This is a genomic window from Stenotrophomonas sp. FBCC-B152 (genome assembly GCF_059134105.1).
On record NZ_CP101442.1, the window covers coordinates 3,395,998 to 3,412,349 of the forward strand.

Annotated in this window: 14 protein-coding genes; 7 read left to right on the top strand and 7 right to left on the bottom strand. The window is 66.1% G+C overall.

Translation table 11 applies throughout. The features are described 5' to 3' along the window. Positions 1-60: 60 nt before the first annotated feature. The 4 genes from NMB40_RS15575 to NMB40_RS15590 are packed head-to-tail and all read right to left on the bottom strand — an operon-like array spanning position 61 to position 3,036. Positions 61-747 carry a glycosyltransferase family 2 protein gene (locus NMB40_RS15575; RefSeq protein ID WP_494361088.1) on the bottom strand — a complete coding sequence of 229 codons (687 nt, stop codon included), beginning with the start codon at positions 745-747 and terminating at the stop codon, positions 61-63. Continuing rightward, positions 744-1,331, bottom strand: a complete 588-nt coding sequence (locus NMB40_RS15580; RefSeq protein WP_494359000.1) for a class I SAM-dependent DNA methyltransferase — start codon at positions 1,329-1,331, stop codon at positions 744-746. The genes NMB40_RS15575 and NMB40_RS15580 overlap by 4 nt, the downstream gene beginning before the upstream one ends. Then, complete coding sequence (locus NMB40_RS15585) at positions 1,328-2,086, bottom strand: PIG-L deacetylase family protein (protein ID WP_494359001.1); 759 nt, start codon at positions 2,084-2,086, stop codon at positions 1,328-1,330. The genes NMB40_RS15580 and NMB40_RS15585 overlap by 4 nt, the downstream gene beginning before the upstream one ends. After that, positions 2,074-3,036 (bottom strand): acyl-CoA dehydrogenase family protein, encoded by a 963-nt coding sequence (locus tag NMB40_RS15590; RefSeq protein WP_494359002.1) that lies wholly within the window; start codon positions 3,034-3,036, stop codon positions 2,074-2,076. The genes NMB40_RS15585 and NMB40_RS15590 overlap by 13 nt, the downstream gene beginning before the upstream one ends. Positions 3,037-3,245: 209 nt before the next feature. Between NMB40_RS15590 and NMB40_RS15595 the strand changes: the two genes are divergently transcribed. From NMB40_RS15595 to NMB40_RS15615, 5 genes are all read left to right on the top strand, one after another. Then, the gene (locus tag NMB40_RS15595) at positions 3,246-5,483 is read left to right on the top strand and encodes an ATP-binding protein (protein WP_494359003.1); all 2,238 of its coding nucleotides are present in this window, start codon (positions 3,246-3,248) and stop codon (positions 5,481-5,483) included. Beyond that, the gene (locus tag NMB40_RS15600; RefSeq protein ID WP_494359004.1) at positions 5,480-5,953 is read left to right on the top strand and encodes a response regulator; all 474 of its coding nucleotides are present in this window, start codon (positions 5,480-5,482) and stop codon (positions 5,951-5,953) included. The genes NMB40_RS15595 and NMB40_RS15600 overlap by 4 nt, the downstream gene beginning before the upstream one ends. After that, positions 5,946-8,339: a hybrid sensor histidine kinase/response regulator gene (locus NMB40_RS15605; RefSeq protein ID WP_494359005.1), complete on the top strand. Its 2,394-nt coding sequence runs from the start codon at positions 5,946-5,948 to the stop codon at positions 8,337-8,339. The genes NMB40_RS15600 and NMB40_RS15605 overlap by 8 nt, the downstream gene beginning before the upstream one ends. Positions 8,340-8,354: 15 nt before the next feature. After that, a complete protein-coding gene (locus NMB40_RS15610; protein ID WP_494359006.1) occupies positions 8,355-8,549 on the top strand; it encodes a hypothetical protein in 195 nt (64 codons plus the stop codon). A gap of 344 nt (positions 8,550-8,893) precedes the next feature. Continuing rightward, positions 8,894-11,452 carry a TonB-dependent receptor plug domain-containing protein gene (locus NMB40_RS15615; RefSeq protein WP_494359007.1) on the top strand — a complete coding sequence of 853 codons (2,559 nt, stop codon included), beginning with the start codon at positions 8,894-8,896 and terminating at the stop codon, positions 11,450-11,452. An 83-nt stretch (positions 11,453-11,535) separates the two neighbouring features. Here the strand turns inward: NMB40_RS15615 and NMB40_RS15620 are convergent, their stop codons facing one another. Next, the gene (locus NMB40_RS15620; RefSeq protein ID WP_494359008.1) at positions 11,536-12,306 is read right to left on the bottom strand and encodes an oxygenase MpaB family protein; all 771 of its coding nucleotides are present in this window, start codon (positions 12,304-12,306) and stop codon (positions 11,536-11,538) included. A gap of 172 nt (positions 12,307-12,478) precedes the next feature. On the opposite strand from NMB40_RS15620, the gene NMB40_RS15625 reads away from it, so the two are divergent. Continuing rightward, positions 12,479-13,399: an MBL fold metallo-hydrolase gene (locus tag NMB40_RS15625; protein WP_494359009.1), complete on the top strand. Its 921-nt coding sequence runs from the start codon at positions 12,479-12,481 to the stop codon at positions 13,397-13,399. Positions 13,400-13,441: 42 nt separating this feature from the next. Beyond that, positions 13,442-14,395 carry an alpha/beta fold hydrolase gene (locus NMB40_RS15630; RefSeq protein WP_494359010.1) on the top strand — a complete coding sequence of 318 codons (954 nt, stop codon included), beginning with the start codon at positions 13,442-13,444 and terminating at the stop codon, positions 14,393-14,395. A gap of 26 nt (positions 14,396-14,421) precedes the next feature. Here the strand turns inward: NMB40_RS15630 and NMB40_RS15635 are convergent, their stop codons facing one another. Both NMB40_RS15635 and NMB40_RS15640 read right to left on the bottom strand, forming a co-directional pair. Further along, complete coding sequence (locus NMB40_RS15635; protein ID WP_494359011.1) at positions 14,422-15,360, bottom strand: hypothetical protein; 939 nt, start codon at positions 15,358-15,360, stop codon at positions 14,422-14,424. Then, positions 15,357-16,298 (bottom strand): LysR family transcriptional regulator, encoded by a 942-nt coding sequence (locus NMB40_RS15640; RefSeq protein ID WP_494359012.1) that lies wholly within the window; start codon positions 16,296-16,298, stop codon positions 15,357-15,359. Before NMB40_RS15640 ends, NMB40_RS15635 begins: the two co-directional genes overlap by 4 nt. Positions 16,299-16,352 lie beyond the last annotated feature (54 nt).

Consider the following 16,352-nt stretch of genomic DNA (forward strand, 5'->3'; position numbering starts at 1 on the left):
TTCTAAGGAACATACGACAACGGATGGCGCGTGAAGCCTGCGTGCACAAGCCTGAATAATTCAGAATTCAGGCATCAGCGATGCGCCGCCCATCACCTCGCACTCCAGTGCGAGAAGGAATCCACTGAAGCCGTGCGGTGCACGCGCTGAACGCCGCGCACTGGTCGCCACGGCCGGCTGGGCCAGCCACGCGATGTGGGCGCCGTTGCTGGCCAGCGCCTCGACAAGGGCAACATCCTCGCCCGTACGCAGGGCCGGAAATCCACCCGCCGCAAGATAAGCCGTGGCGCTCATGCCCAGGTTTGCGCCGTGGACATGCCGGTGCCCGTCCTGCGCTACTTCCCGCTCGGAGAACGCCTTGCGGACCCGTTCCGGGTAGTCGAGCCAATCCACCACCTCGACCACGCCGCAGAAGGCATCGGCGCCACACCGGCTCTGGCGCCACAGCCAATCCGATGGCACAGCCGTATCAGCGTCGGTACTGGCGATCCAGCGCGCGCCCTGCGCCAGCGCCTGGCGGGCCGCCGCGGCCCGCGCCATTCCCACGCAGTGCGCATCCACCGCCACGGTGCTGGCCCCATGCTCGGCGCAGACCGCGGCGGTGGCATCGCTGCAGGCATCCAGTGCCACCACCACCAGCACCGGCTCACGCTCCAGGCCGGGATGCGCGGCCGCCAGCGCGATGGAGGCCAGGCAGCGCCCAATGGACTGGGCTTCATCATGGGCAGGCACGATCACGCCGATCATCGCAGGCCTTCCCAGCGGGCGACGCTGGTGGGCTCGCGACTCCATGCCTGCATCAACAGGTCGGCGTCCTGGTAACAGAACGCCTCATCCAGGCCACGACCGAACGCGCGGTGCACCTGCTGGGCCGAGCTCAGCGCTTCATCGAACGGATGCACCCAGTGGCACGCCAGCAGCAGGCCGTCGTGGCTAAGGCTGCCACGCAGCTTTGCGGCCATCGCCACCACGTCCTGCGGTGCCAGGTAATAGCCGACCTCGCTGACCACGATCAGGTCGAAGCGCTCGTCGGGCCATTGTTCCGGATGGCGGGCCTGTTCCAGCCGCACGTTGGGAAGGTGCCGGGTCGAGGCAGCAGCGTCCTGCAGTGCGGCCTCACTGAGGTCGGTCGCCAGCAACCCGTCGCAGCGGGTGGCCAACTCTGCGCTCAGCACGCCATTGGAACACCCCAGCTCCCAGGCGCTGCGATAGCGCGCCCGGGGCAGGCACGCCAGCGTGAGCGCGCGCTTGCGCGCCTCATACCATCGGTTGCGGTACTGGAACGGATCGGGCTGCTGGTAGATCTGGTCGAAGTAGGCACGGGTATTCATCCGATCAGGACCTCAAAGCCGCGCCGGAAGCGGGCGAGCACGTGCTCGGGAAGTATTGGCTCGCGGCCCAGCGCTTCCGCTTCGCCGGTCTGGGTGGCGAAGGCCGCCATGGCCTGCTGCTTGCGCGCCTGGGCAGCCGGGCACAGGGCGATACGCTGCGCATTCGTCCACGGCCCGGCCGCTGCTGCTGCATCCAGCCAATGCCAGGCCCAGACGGGATACTGCAGGGATCGGACGCCGCAGCTGGCTGCTGCCGCCCGCGCAGCCCGCCCCGCCGCCTCGTGGTCCGGATGCGCATCGTGCAGCCACGGCGCCAGCACGATGTCACCGGGGGACAAGCGGGTGGACAGATACAGGGCCAGATCGGCTTCATACCGCGCCACTTTCCCGTCCGGGAGACCCAGCGAGGTGACGTGCGTGGCGTCCATGCCCAGTGCCTGCATGGCCAGGACCAGCTCGCGGCGTCGCGCATCGCGCAGGCGCGCCGGCGTCCAGTGGGGGTGATCGGGATAGCACGCCTCGCCGTCCGTCACCGACACCACCTGGACCGCGCAACCCTGTGCCGCTGCCGCCTGCATCAGGCCGCCACAGCCAAGCACCTCATCGTCGGGATGCGGTGACACCACGAGCAGCCGGCGGGCGCCCAGCAGCACGGTGTCCGCTTCCACCAATGGCAATGCGTCCAACCATGCACAGCGCTCCCACGCCGACTCCAGCGTGCCCTGCCCTTCGATCCGCACCGCTACAGCGTCCACGGCTGCTCCTGTCGCTGGATCGCCCGGCCCAGTTCGGCCCAGTCGCGGTCGGCGTGGCTCTGCCGGATGAACACGGTGAGATCGGCCCAGCGCCGCGCATGCTCCGGATCCAGGCACATCGGCGCCGGTCCCAGCGCGCGGCCTACGGCATCAAGCACCTGCACACAGCTGCGCTCGACCACGCTGCGTACCCGGATCACATCGGACTGATGGGGCTGCGCGGGCATCGCATCGATCCACGCGGCCAGCTCGCGCAGCAGTGCTGCCGAGGACTGCAGGGCCATGTCGACCTGGCCCAGCAGCGCCGCTGCCTGTGGGTCCCCTTCCACGCGAGGCGAGCGCTGCAGGGGTGACGCCAGTGCCACGGCTGCGCCATACCAGCACGCCGCGATGCCGGCACCGCCATGCCAGAAACCGGGCCGGGCTAGGTAGGCACCCTTGGGGCCCACGGCCTCGGCGTGCACGCGGTCGAACTGCACGGTGCCACTCGGAATGCCTGCCATGCCGGTGGCATGCCAGCTCTGCGGCTGCAGCAGGATGCCGGGTGCATCGGTGCGCAGGCAGACCAGGCGCGAGCCCTCCCCACAGCGCGCGCTGACCAGCGCGACATCCACCAGCCCTGCGCCGGAGCACCAGGGTTTGGCGCCACTGACCGTGCTGGTCTCTTCGTCATACCGCAGCGTGGCCTGCGGGCCCTCGGCTGCCCACACCGCTGCCAGGCGGCCTTCGGCCAGGGAAGGGGCATGCAGGTCGGCCAGGATCGCCTGCGCGTCATAGTGCGCTTCCATCACCTTGGCCACGCACAGGTCGCGCCCGGCAATCGCGGCCAGCGCGCGCCAACGCTCCAGGGTGTGGCCCCGGCCGGGCAGCGGCAATGAAGGTTGGCGGGCAAGCACCTCGCGCGCGGCCGCTTCAAGCGCCGGTGCGGCATGTTCGGAAATCTGGTCCATGCGCAAGGGATAACCCGCCCCCCGTGGCTGGGTGGTGAGCCCGGCGTGTGGATGCCGTGCACCCCGACGCGGACGCCGCGCTCACCTGCACGACTTCACGCTGTTGGCATCCCAGGGCGCACGAGCAACGCACATGTCTCGTCACGGGGATGAGGGGAGTGATATGCGAAGCTATGGGCGTTAGCACGCATCCCTTGGGGATTGAACGAATGTCGTCCTGGAACTCGAAACAAAACGCCTTGGATCTCAACAGCTGTGCCAGAGAGCCGATACGTACTCCAGGAGCCATCCAACCCTACGGCCTGATCCTCGTGCTCGACCCCCGGACGCTGACCGTCAAAGAACGCGCCGTGGCTCGCGCGGATCTGATCGAGACACTGGGCGACCCGTTGGGTCAAAGCATCGATACGCTGCTCGGCGGCGCCCTGGCGAGCTGCCGCCCGGCACTGGAAGCACTCGCACCCGGCGCCACGCAGTTCCTCGGCGCGCATCCGGTTGGCGGCCATGCGGGACATCACACCCTGGCCCACCGGCTGGGCGACGATCTGATCGTGGAGCTCGAAGAACCCGTGCCGGGCGAACCGGGTTCGCTGGAAGATCTGTACCCTGCCATTCGTGCCTTCATGGGTGTGATCGAGCGGGTACCCAGCACCCGCGAACTGTGCGAGCTGGCGGCCGTGCAGATCCGCCAGCTCACAGGCTTCGACCGCACCCTGGTCTACCAGTTCGACAAAGAGTGGAATGGCGCGGTGGTGGCCGAGGACGGCAATGGCGTGCTGCCGAGCTACCTGGACCTGCGCTTCCCCGAGTCGGACATCCCCGCCCAGGCCCGCGAGCTGTACCGCCAGAACCGGGTACGGCTGATCGCCGACAGCGACTACCAATCGGTGCCGCTGGTCCGCACGGCCGACACCGCCGCCGTGCCGCCGACCGACCTGAGCCCGGCCATGCTGCGCAGCGTCTCGCCGGTGCATCTGCAGTACATGCGCAACATGGGCACCGGCGCCTCGATGTCGGTCTCGCTGCTGCGCGAAGGCGAACTGTGGGGCCTCATTTCCTGCCACAACGAAGCGCCCAAGCGGGTGCCGTACCACGTGCGCACCGCCTGCGAGTTCATCGGGCAGATCCTGTCCCTGCAGATTTCGCTGAAGGAACGCGCGGCGATGGTCGAAGAGCGCATCGCGCGCCGCGCCATCCAGGTGCGCCTGCTCGGACGCATGGCCGGCGACCAGGATTTCATGGCCGCACTGGGTCGCGACCAGCAGAACCTGCTGGCCCTGACACAATCCGCTGGCGCGGCGATCGTGCACCGGGGCGAATGCATCCTGCATGGCGAGTGCCCCCGCCAGGAGCAGGTGATGCAACTGGTGCAGTGGCTGACCGCCCAGCAGGACGACGGCGACCTGATCTGCACCGATCGCCTGGCGCTGGACTGGGATGCCGCCGATGCATTCGCGGACGTGGCCAGCGGCGTGCTCGCCATTTCCATTTCGCAGATCCACGACAGCTACGTGTTGTGGTTCCGGCCGGAGGTGGTGCGCACGGTGCGATGGGGCGGCGATCCGCGCAAGGAGGACACCGGCCTGCCGCTGTCGCCGCGCACCTCGTTCGAAGGCTGGAAGGAAACGGTGCGCAGGCAGTCGCTGCCGTGGAACGACGTGGACCGCGATGCAGCGCTGGAACTGCGCACCGCCATCGTCGACATCGTGCTGCGCAAGGCCGAGGAAATGGCCGCCCTCAATGAGCAGCTGCTGCGAAGCAACAAGGAACTTGAAGCGTTCTCCTATTCGGTCAGCCACGACCTGCGCGCACCGTTCCGCCACATCGTGGGCTACTCGGAACTGCTGTGGGCGGCAGCGGGCGAAAGACTAAACGATTCAGAAAAGAGATACCTCGATACCATCGTCGAGTCCGCACAATCTGCCGGAACACTGGTGGACGACCTGCTCAGCTTCTCGCAGATGGGCAGGTCCACGATGGGTCAGATCTCGATGGACATGACGGCGCTGGTACAGGATGTACGACACAAACTGGACATGGAGTACGAAGGCCGATCCATCACCTGGATCGTGCCCAACCTGCCGCGCGTGCAGGCCGACCCCGGCATGCTGCGGCTGGTCTGGCAGAACCTGCTGTCCAACGCGATCAAGTTCACCCGCGACACCGCCCACCCTGCCATCGAAGTGGGCCACTACCGCACCGACACCGAGCACGTGTTCTTCGTCCAGGACAATGGCTGCGGTTTCGACATGCGCTACGTGGACAAGCTGTTCGGCGTGTTCCAGCGCCTGCATCATTCCGACGAGTACGAAGGCACCGGCATCGGCCTGGCCAACGTACACCGCATCATCACCCGCCACGGTGGCAGGACGTGGGCCGAAGGCCAGTTGGGAGTGGGCGCCAAATTCTTCTTCACCATTCCCTTTGCTACTGGAGACAAAGTATGAGAGACCTGCGGCCGATTCTGCTCGTGGAGGACAATCCGAAGGACGCTGAGCTGACGCTGGCTGCACTTGCGCGCTGCCAGCTTCTGAACGAAGTCACCCATGTGCGGGACGGTGTGGAAGCGCTGCAGTACCTGCGCAGCGAAGGCCGCTACGAGGGCGCAATGCACGGCGGCCCGGTGGTGGTCCTGCTTGACCTGAAACTGCCCAAGCTCAACGGACTGGAAGTACTGAAGGAAATCCGCACCGACGCGGCGCTCAGCAGCACCCCGGTGGTGATGCTGACCTCTTCGCGCGAAGAGCAGGACCTGATCCGCAGCTACGAGCTGGGTGTGAACGCATTCGTGGTCAAGCCGGTGGACTTCAAGGAGTTCCTCGAAGCGATCCAGGGCCTGGGCATGTTCTGGGGCATCACCAACCAGCCGCCGCCGCACGGCACGCTGTTTGGTGCCAAGAGCCGCAAAGATGGCTGACGATCTGCCCGCGACACCGATCCGCATCCTGATGGTGGAGGACAACGCGCTCGATGCGGAGCTGATCACGCTGCAGCTGCGCCGCGCCGGCCTGCCGTTCACGGTCGAGCGCACCTGGTCCGACCAGGGCATGCGTGATGCGCTGGCGTCGCACGACTTCGATGTGATCCTGGCCGACCATGTGCTGCCCGGCTTCAGCGGTGACCTGGCGCTGGAGTTGGCCGGTGCCCTGGCGCCAGAGGCGCCCTTCATCTTCGTCTCCGGCACGCTCAGCGAAGAGCTGGCCGTCGAGGCGTTGAAGCGCGGCGCCCGTGACTACGTGGTCAAGTCGCGGCTGCAACGCCTGCCCGATGCGATCCTGCGCGCGATCAATGAAGCCCAGGAGCGGCGCCGGTTGCTGCAGGTCGAAAGCGCGTTGCGCGAAAGCCACCAGCGCCTGCGCCTGATCACCGATTCATTGCCGGCGCTGATCGCCTACCTCGACCGCGACCATCATTACCGCTTCGCCAACCAGGCCTATATGGAATGGCATGGCCTGGACCCTGAGGCGATGGTTGGCAGGCATGCACGCGAGATGGTCGGCGACGAAGGGTTCGCCGGCCTGCAGGAACACCTGGACAAGGTGCTGCGGGGCGAGCGGGTCAGTTTTGAAACCCTTGCCCACCGCCGCGTCGGTCCCCCGCGCCATGCGCAGGTGGACTTCGTTCCCGAGCTGGACGCCGACGGCGGGGTGCTGGGCTACTACGCCATGGCCCGTGACATCAGCGAGCTCAAGCAGGTCCAGGCGCTGCTGACGGCCAGCAATGAATCGCTGGAGCGCCAGGTCAGCGAACGCACCTCTGCCCTGCACCGCAGTGAAAGCCGCCTGCAGGCGCTGTTCGAATCCAGCTTCCAGCACCAGAACCTGCTGACCCTGGATGGGCACATCATCGATACCAACTCCGCCTCGCTGGCCGCGATCCTGGCCACCAAGGAGGACGTTCGCGGTGCGCTGTACTGCGAGTCGGCCTGGTTTGCCGATACCGAGGGCGTGCCGGCTGTTGTCTGCCAGGCCGTGCTTGAGGCTGCCGCGGGCAATGCCTCGCGGCATGAGCTGGACCTGCTGCTGCCCACCGGCAAGCGCACGTTCGAGTTCTCGTTCCGCCCGCTGCTGGACCACCAGGGCACCATCACCGCCGTGGTTTCCGAGGCGGTGGAGACCACCGCGCGCCGCCAGGCCGAAGAGGCACTGCGGCAGAGCCAGAAGATCGAGGCGGTGGGCCAGCTCACCGGCGGCATCGCGCATGACTTCAACAACATCCTGACCGTGATCGCCGGCAACGTGGAGTACGCCAAGCTGCTCACCGAGCGCCTCGGTGATGTAGCGGATGGCTCCACGCGCGCATTGGACAACGCGTTGAAGGGCGTGATGCGCGCGGCCAACGTGACCCAGCGGCTGCTCGCCTTCTCGCGCCGGCAGCCCCTGCGCAGCATGCCGGTCGACCTCAACGCACAGGTGCGTGACATGGAAGACATGCTGCACCGTTCGCTGGGCGAGCTGGTGCAGCTGGAAATCGTGCACCACCCGGACATCTGGTGCGTGGAAGTGGACCCCAGCCAGCTTGAAGCCTCCGTACTCAACCTGGCGGTCAACGCCCGCGATGCCATGCCGGAGGGCGGGCGCCTGGTGATCGAGGTGGACAACGCCCATCTGGACGATGACTTCACCGCGCAGAATCCCGATGTGCCGCCGGGCCATTACGCGATGCTGCGGGTCAAGGACACCGGCCACGGCATGTCCGCCGAGACGCTGACCCGCGTGTTCGAACCGTTCTTCACCACCAAGGAAGTGGGGCGCGGCACCGGGCTGGGCCTGTCCATGGTGTACGGCTTCGTCAAACAGTCCGGCGGCCACGTGTTGGTGGATTCCGCGCCCGGTGCGGGTACGTCCATCACCCTGCTGTTCCCGCGTTCGGCAGCCGAGCTGCCGCAGGCTGGCCAGACCGAGCACCGGGGCCTGGGCGGTTACGAGATGCAGGAGGAAGCTACGGTGCTGGTGGCCGAGGACAACGACGACGTGCGCGCGTATACCGTGGACACCCTGCGGCAGCTGGGTTACCGCGTGCTTGAAGCGCACGACGGCGCCTCGGCCATGCGCCTGCTTGAACGCACCGACGTCGACGTGGACCTGCTGTTCTCGGACATCGTGATGCCCGGCATGTCCGGTTGGGAACTGGCCAAGCGCGCGCTGGCGCACAAGCCGGCGCTGCGGGTGCTGTTCACCTCCGGCTACCCGCGTGACATCGACGCCAGCGGCGCGGTGGGTCGCAGCATCGCCATCCTGGGCAAGCCGTTCACCCGCAGCGACCTGGCGCGCTCGATCCGCGGATCGCTGCAGGACGAATGACACGAGACCGTTCCCATGACGCCGCTCGACAAACCCCTGCGCCGCGAAGTCCAGATAGGCGATGAGTCCTACACCCTGACCCTCGACCCCGAGGGTCTGAAGCTGGTGCGTAAAGGCCACCGGAAGGGCCTGGATCTGCGCTGGGAAGACTTGGTCAGCGGCGATGCGGCCCTCGCGGCCGCCCTGCAGGCGTCGCTGGAAGTGCCCTGAATCCAGCGGGCTGAATCGCCACCTCCGGCCAGAATCGTGCCACTGGTCTCATTTCGTTTGAGATCACACTCACACTTTGCCCTGTTTTGCCTCCCTAACGAGGGGCGAAAGCGGGCGCCGCATGCCTCACGTGTCTTGAACGAATGAGGTCAAAACGAAAGATACGTTGCAGTACTGTTTACGTTCTGTTAATTATTTGTGCAGCGCACCAGCCCTCTGGCACGCAAGGAGAACCAACCGGATGAGCACGTAACGAGAACGACCCAACCACAACCAGACTGCAAGGTGCATGCATGAACGACCGCATTGGCAAGTGTGTTCACGCTCCGAAAGCAATTTCGCCATTGGCATCTTCAGTAAAGGCGGCATTGGCCGCCGCGCTGCTGCTCACCAGTTCCGTCGCGGTGGCACAGAACAGCGACAATGCTTCGACCAACCCGGAAACCGCCACCCTCGACACGGTTTCAGTACTGGGCAGCCGCACCAAGCCCCGCACCGTTTCCTCGTCCGCAGTACCCATCGACATCATCAGCGGCGAAGAATTCCGCAACCAGGGCGCCACCGATGCGCTCGACCAGCTCAAAGTGCTGGTCCCCTCGTTCAACGTCAGCACCATCCCCATCGATGACGCGGCCAGCCTGATCCGCCCGGCCAACCTGCGCGGCCTGCCGCCGGACAACACCCTGCTGCTGGTCAACGGCAAGCGCTTCCACCGCGCGGCAGTCATCACCTTCCTGGGCCACGGCCTGTCCGATGGCGCACAGGGTCCCGATCTTTCCGTCTTCCCCTCGCTGGCGCTGGAACAGGTGGACGTGCTGCGCGACGGCGCCGCCGCCCAGTACGGTTCGGATGCCATTGCCGGCGTGATCAACTTCGGCCTGAAGAAGCTGCGCGAAGGCGGCACCGCCGAGGTGTTCACCGGCCAGTACTACAAGGGCGACGGGCTGACCACGCAGTACTCCGCGCAGATCGGCCTGCCGCTCACCGAGCGCGGCTTTGCCACCCTCACCGCCGAATGGCGCAAGGCCGAGGACACCTCGCGCAGCGTGCAGCGCGACGACGCGGCCGCGGCCATCGCCGCCGGCTACCCCGGCGTGGGCGACCCGGCGCAGGTGTGGGGCTCGCCCAAGGTCGACGACGACCTGAAGCTGGTCGCCAACCTTGGCCTCACCACCGACGCGGTGGACTTCTACCTGTTCGGCAACTACGCCAAGCGCGACGTCGACGGCGGCTTCTACTTCCGCGACCCCACCGCACGTTCGGGCGTGTACTCCAACGACGGTGGCGAAACGCTGCTCGTGGGCAACCTCACCGGCGCGGGTGCCTGCCCCACCATCGCGCTGCGCGATGGCGCCGGCAACCTGCTGCCCTACAGCGGCGTGAGCGCTGCCGTGGCCGCGCTGCCGGCCAACTGCTACACCTTCCTGTCCAGCCTGCCCGGCGGCTTCACCCCGCGCTTTGGCGGCAAGCTGGAAGACAGCTCGATCTTCGCCGGTGCCAAGGGCAACCTGGGCGAGTGGTACTGGGACGTGAGCGGTTCCTGGGGCCGCAACGATATCGAGTTCATCATCTACAACACGGTCAACGCTTCACTCGGACCGGACCAGCCTGAGGGGCTGTACTTCCGCCCCGGCGGCAACACCCAGACCGAGAAGAGCTTCAACGTCGATGTGACGCGGGATATCGCCGCCAGCTTCACCACCCAGCCGCTGCGCCTGGCGGCCGGTGCCGAGTGGCGCGAAGAAAGCTTCAAGATCAGCCCCGGCGATGGCCCCTCCACCGCCATCGGGCCGCTCACCGAGCAGGGGTTCGCACTGGGCTCCAACGGCTTCAACGGCTTCAGCACGCGCACCGCCGGCACGTTCGACCGCCGCAACTGGGCCGCCTATGCCGATCTGGAAGCGCAGGTCACCGAACGCCTGCTGTTGGCCGGCGCACTGCGCTTTGAAGACTACGATTCCTTCGGCAGCACCACCAATGGCAAGGTCACCGCACGCTTCGACTTCAATGAGCACTTCGCACTGCGCGGCGCGTACAACACCGGTTTCCGTGCGCCCACGCCTGGCCAGGCCAACATCAGCCAGATCAGCACCGTGTTCGGCGGTACCGCGCTGGAAGATATCGCCACCCTGCCGCCGACCAATCCCATCGCGCAGCTCAAGGGCGCAAAGCCACTGACGCCCGAAGAATCCAAGAACCTTTCACTGGGTGCGGTGTGGACCGAGGGCGACTGGCTGCTCACCCTGGATGGCTACCAGATCAAGGTGGAAGACCGCATCGCGCTGAGTACCAGTTTCGCGGTGACCCCGGAAGAACGCGCGGCACTGGTGGCCGGTGGCAACCCGGAAGCGGCCTCGATCTCGCAGGTGACCTACTTCGGCAACGCGTTCGACACCACCACCACCGGCGTGGACCTGGTGACCAGCTACAAAAGCGATCACTTCGGTGGCACCACCACCTACTCGCTGGCGGCCAACTGGAACAAGACCGAGGTAGACCGCTTCAACCCGGACTTCATCGACGAAGCCCGCGTGTACAAGCTGGAGAAATCACTGCCCAAGACCAAGGGCTATTTCAGCGTCCACCACCAGCGGCAGATCTTCAACGCCAACCTGCGCTTCAACTACTACAGCTCCTGGTATGAAGACCACCTGGACAGCGGCGTGATCTCGGCTGCGGACGGCGGCCTACCGATCTACGGCGGCAGCGCCTTGATCGTGGACGCCGAAGTGGGCTGGAAGTTCGACTCGGGCCTGTACTTCAGCCTGGGCGCGCAGAACCTGTTCGACCGCACCCCGGCCAAGAACCCGTGGTCCGGCGTGGCCGGCGCGGAGTACCCGGTGCATTCGCCGTATGGCTTCAACGGCGGGTTCTATTACGCGCGGGTGGGTTGGAAGTTCTGATCCAAGGGCCACCCCGCCGTTGCCGGCGGGGTGGCGAAGGCGCAGTGGAACCGTACAGGAGGCAAGCATTTTTCAGGATTCGCTTACTTCTGAGGCTGCCTGAGCTTTCGCAGGAAGTAGCGCGCTGGCAGATGCCGCAGCCAGCGCGGCTGCAGCCAATACAGACGCGGTGCCCAGCGACGAAAGCGCTGCCAGCGCTTCTCGTCTGCCGGCGTCCATGGCAATGCGAACATCTGCCTCAGATGCGGCGGCAGCAACGCCCGCGTCACGAACGCCTGCAGCGGCAGCGCAGGACGCAGGTACCACGGGGCGCCGTTGCCCAGCACGGCATGCAGGTAGGTGCGCACTTCCCCGTCCACGCGCAAGGCTGATTGGCGGCTCTCCCACCAGGCATCGAAGGCATCGGCCGTGGGCGGCCACTGCTCGTCTGCCACCTGCAGGGTGCGCCCAAACGTCCACGCCTCGCGATACAGCGGTTCGCGGCTGCTTCCAGGCACCGGGCCAACGAACAGTTCGTACATCTCCAGCCCACCGCGGTAGAGCGTCGCCGCAACCCACAACTGCAGGTCGCGGTCGAATGCGCTGTAGCCCTCGCCCTGCACGGGCACGTGCGCGCGATTGACATGGCGGGCAATGGTGGCCCGGTCCTCTTCGGTCCCCAACGACACCGCGTAGATGTAGCTCATGGTGGCCCGCAGCCGTGAGAACGGCCGCCTCAATGTCTGACTGTGGCGGGCCACGCCGCGTCCTACGCCGGGGTCGGCAAGCTGCCACGCGACCGCCGCGCCTGCACCGAAGAAGATGTAGGACTCGATGTTGATATCGGCCAGGCGGACAGGTGTGGGATTGGGCATGGGCCCAGTCTAGACACACGCGTGTGGGCTCGCCGTCACCCGTAACGCCCCGCATTGCTGCCTGATCGGCAACAGCGTGAGCCCTTGCGCGGATCTACTGGCCGCGCGCGCCCTTCCCTAGGCTGATCCTGCACGGCGCCCCTGCCGTGGATCCCGCCAAGGAGATTTCCTCATGTTCAGCCTGGAAAACACCGTAGCCCCGCCCCCGCCCGCGCTCGACGAGCTGGTCCCCTCGCGTTACGCGCTCAAGGTGGGCGATATCGACGTGCTGGTGGTCAGCGATGGCGTGCTGCCGTTGCCCACCCAGATGCTCGGCCACAACGTCTCCGCCGCCGAGCGCGCGCCATGGTTCAAAGAAATGTACCTGCCGTCGGATGCGCTGGACTGGGCATTGAACGTGATGGTGGTACGCAGCGGGGACCGGAACATCCTGATCGACGCCGGGCTGGGCATGGACCCTGACCTGAACCTGCCGCGCGCCGGCCAGCTGATCCGCCGCCTGGGCGCTTCCGGCATCGACCTTGGCGAGATCACCGACGTGGTGATCACCCACCTGCACATGGACCACATCGGTGGCCTGCTGGTGGACGGCGTGAAGGAGCAATTGCACCCGGAGCTGCGCATCCATGTGGCCGCCGCCGAAGTGGACTTCTGGAAGGCGCCCGACTTCACCCGCACCAACATGCCGCCGGGATTTCCGGATGCGCTGCGCGCCACCGCTACCCACTTCCTGGCCGAGTACGGCAGCTACGTGCGCACCTTTGACGAGGTGCACGAGATTGCACCCGGCGTCACTGCGCACCGCACCGGCGGCCACACACCCGGCCACAGCGTGGTGCGCCTGAAATCGAATGGCGAGGCACTGACCTTTGCCGGTGACGCCATCTTCGCGGTCGGTTTCGAGCAGCCGAACTGGCACAACGGGTTCGAACACGATCCGGAAGGCGCCGCGCAGGTGCGCATCACCCTGCTCAACGAACTGGCCGGTACCGGCGAAATGCTGGTGGCCACCCACCTGCCCTTCCCTTCGGTGGGCCGCGTCTCGGCCGATGGCGACGTCTTCCGCTGGGTGCCGGTGTTCTGGGACTTCTGAGCCCGCCTGTCACATCCCCTTCCCTCTGCAGGAGATCACCCGATGAACACGCTTACCCGCACCCTGGCCACCACCGCATTGGCCATTGCCGTCCAGGCAGGTACCGCGGCGCACGCCGCTGGGCCGGTGAACCCGGCCGCTGTCACCGCCATTGCCCACACCCCCAGCACCATCACCACCGCCGATGGCGTTCAGCTGTATTACAAGGACTGGGGCCCGAAGGATGGCCCAGTGGTGACCTTCAGCCACGGCTGGCCACTGGATTCGGACAGCTGGGATGCACAGATGATGTTCCTGGCCAACCACGGCTACCGCGTGGTGGCGCATGACCGCCGCGGCCATGGCCGTTCCAGCCAGCCTTGGGACGGCAACGACATGGATCACTATGCCGACGACCTGGCCACGGTGATCAACACGCTGGACCTGAAAGACATCACGGTGGTCGGCTTCTCGACCGGTGGCGGTGAAGTGGCACGTTACATCGGCCGACATGGCACCGGCCGGGTCAAGAAAGCCGTGTTGATCAGCGCGGTGCCGCCCTTCATGCTCAAGACCGCCGACAACCCCGGCGGCGTCCCGGTCGAGGTCTTTGACGGCCTGCGCAAGGGCCAGCTTGAAAACCGCGCGCAGTTGTTCAGCGACGTGGCAAGCGGTCCGTTCTATGGCTACAACCGCCCCGGCGCCAAGCCCAACCAAGCGCTGATCGACTCCTGGCGTGCGCAGGGCATGCTGGGCGGCATCAAGAACACGTATGACTCGGTCGCCGCGTTCTCGGCCACCGACTTCCGCGAGGACCTGAAGCGGTTCAACGTCCCGACGCTGATCATCCACGGCGATGACGACCAGGTCGTGCCGATCGATGTCGGCGGCCGCATGTCGGCCAAGCAGATCAAAGGCGCCAAGCTGATCGTGTACCCGGGCGCGCCGCATGGGCTGACCGAGACGCACAAGGACCGGGTCAACCAGGATCTGCTGGCGTTCCTGCAGCAGAAGTGACTCCGCGCCGGACCGTTGGTCCGGCGTCAGCTACCGGGGCGGCGCTGCATCGCCGCCTCGTCCCTCATCAGCTCCTCGCGCTGTGCCTTGTGCCACGCCTCGCCAGCAGCGCGTGCCTTCGCATCCTCCTCGCGGTTGTGGCGATCGATTTCCTGGTACTCCGCCCACAGCGCCGGCGTTATCGTCTTGAGCTGGTTGTCGGGTCGAAGGGTTATCGATGCCTGCGGGGCCAAAGACACGGAAAAGTTGTCGAACAGCCACTGCTGCCGCGCTTGCGCCGATGCATTGAGCAGCTCGGGTTCGGCAAACTTCGCCATGGGCAACGCCTGCTCGGCAAGCGTCTGCCCAGAGGAGATCCCGGCGAGCTTGACGATCAGGCGCTCACGGTCCTTCTGCTCCTGATACAGCGCAACGACATCACCCTCGATCCACAGCGGATACCAGTACCCCGCCAGTGGATGAACCTGAAAGGGCTGTTCGCGGATCAGCAGCAGATTGCTGGATTCATCGAACAGCACCCGCCACCCGGGGGGCGCTGTTCGTGTTCCGCAGTCAATGCTGCCCTTGCTGATCGTCTCCAACGCGGCCACCGCGCCCTTTACGGCAAGCCGTGTTGACCAGCACTGCCGTCCGTCCCGGGTCATGGAGGCCAGCAAGACAGAGTTCGGGCCGAGGGCAATGGCCTCGGTATGCACGATTGTTTCGTTGGCGGCATCCGGGTCGCGCAACAGGGTGGCAAAGCCGGTGTCGGAGAGCTTTTCGCCGTCAAGGTAGAGAACGTAGGTAGTGTGGCGCCGATACGCGCTGATGTTGATGTCCAACGTACTTTCGGTCACCGCCACCACCTTCAGCCGCCCCGATGAAAACACCTGCTCCCGACTGGTTCTTCCACATCCGGTGAGAAGGAGCGAGGCAACCGCAAGCAGCGCAACCGAGCGTGAGGGAAAGGCGCGTCTGGTGCTCATGGCACTCCGGTGCTGGCTGCAAGGGTTGGCTCGTCACTGCCCAGATCGCGATCCAGCAGGCAGTCAATGAAGGCACGAAGCGCGGGAAGAAGATAGCGCCTGCTGGAGTAGTAAAGGAACAGGCCGGGCACGGTCGGCGACCAGTCGGCGAGTACGCGCTTCAGCCGCCCCTCCTGCAGGGCTTCTGCGATGCCGTCGTCGTTGTAGGCATACAGGATGCCCAGCCCCTGCAGCGCGGCGGGCACGATGATGTCCTGGTGGTTGGAGATCACCGTACCCTCGCCGAAGTACTCGACGGCCTTTCCCTTCTTCCGGAACTCCCAGCCGGCCAGCTTTCCACTGCCCGGGAAGCGCCAGTTGATGCAGGCGTGCTGGCTCAGGTCCGCAGGGGTTCCGGGTTCACCGAACCTTGCAAGATAGTCGGGCGATGCCACCGCCAGCAGTTCGATGTCCGGGGTGAGCCGCACCGCCACCATGTCCTTCTGCAGGCGGCCGCCCACGCGGATGCCCGCGTCGAATCCCTCACCGGCGATGTCGCTCAGACCGTCGTCGATCACGATGTCGAGCACCACCTCGGGATGCGCCTGCGCGAATCGGCCGAGGCGCGGTGCGATGACCTTCTTCGCCGCCATGCTCAGCGTGTTGATCCGCAGCGTGCCCGCCGCACGCGCATTGGCGCCTACCGCCTGCGCAACAGCGTCGTCCATGTCACGCAGCATGGGGGCGATGCGCTCATGCAGGCGGCGCCCGGGTTCGGTGGGCGACACGCTGCGGGTGGTGCGGTTCAACAACCGAACGCCCAAGCGCGCTTCGAGCTGGCGGATGACCTGGCTGAGCGCGGACGGCGACAGGCCCAAGTGATCGGCCGCGCGGGCGAAGCTGGACCTTTCCACCACGGCCACGAAGGCCTTGAGTTCCGCAAATTCAGAGCCGCGCATTATGCACCGTTCTCTTCATGGCCTGATTCGATCATAGGCGATTCTCTTCGCTAT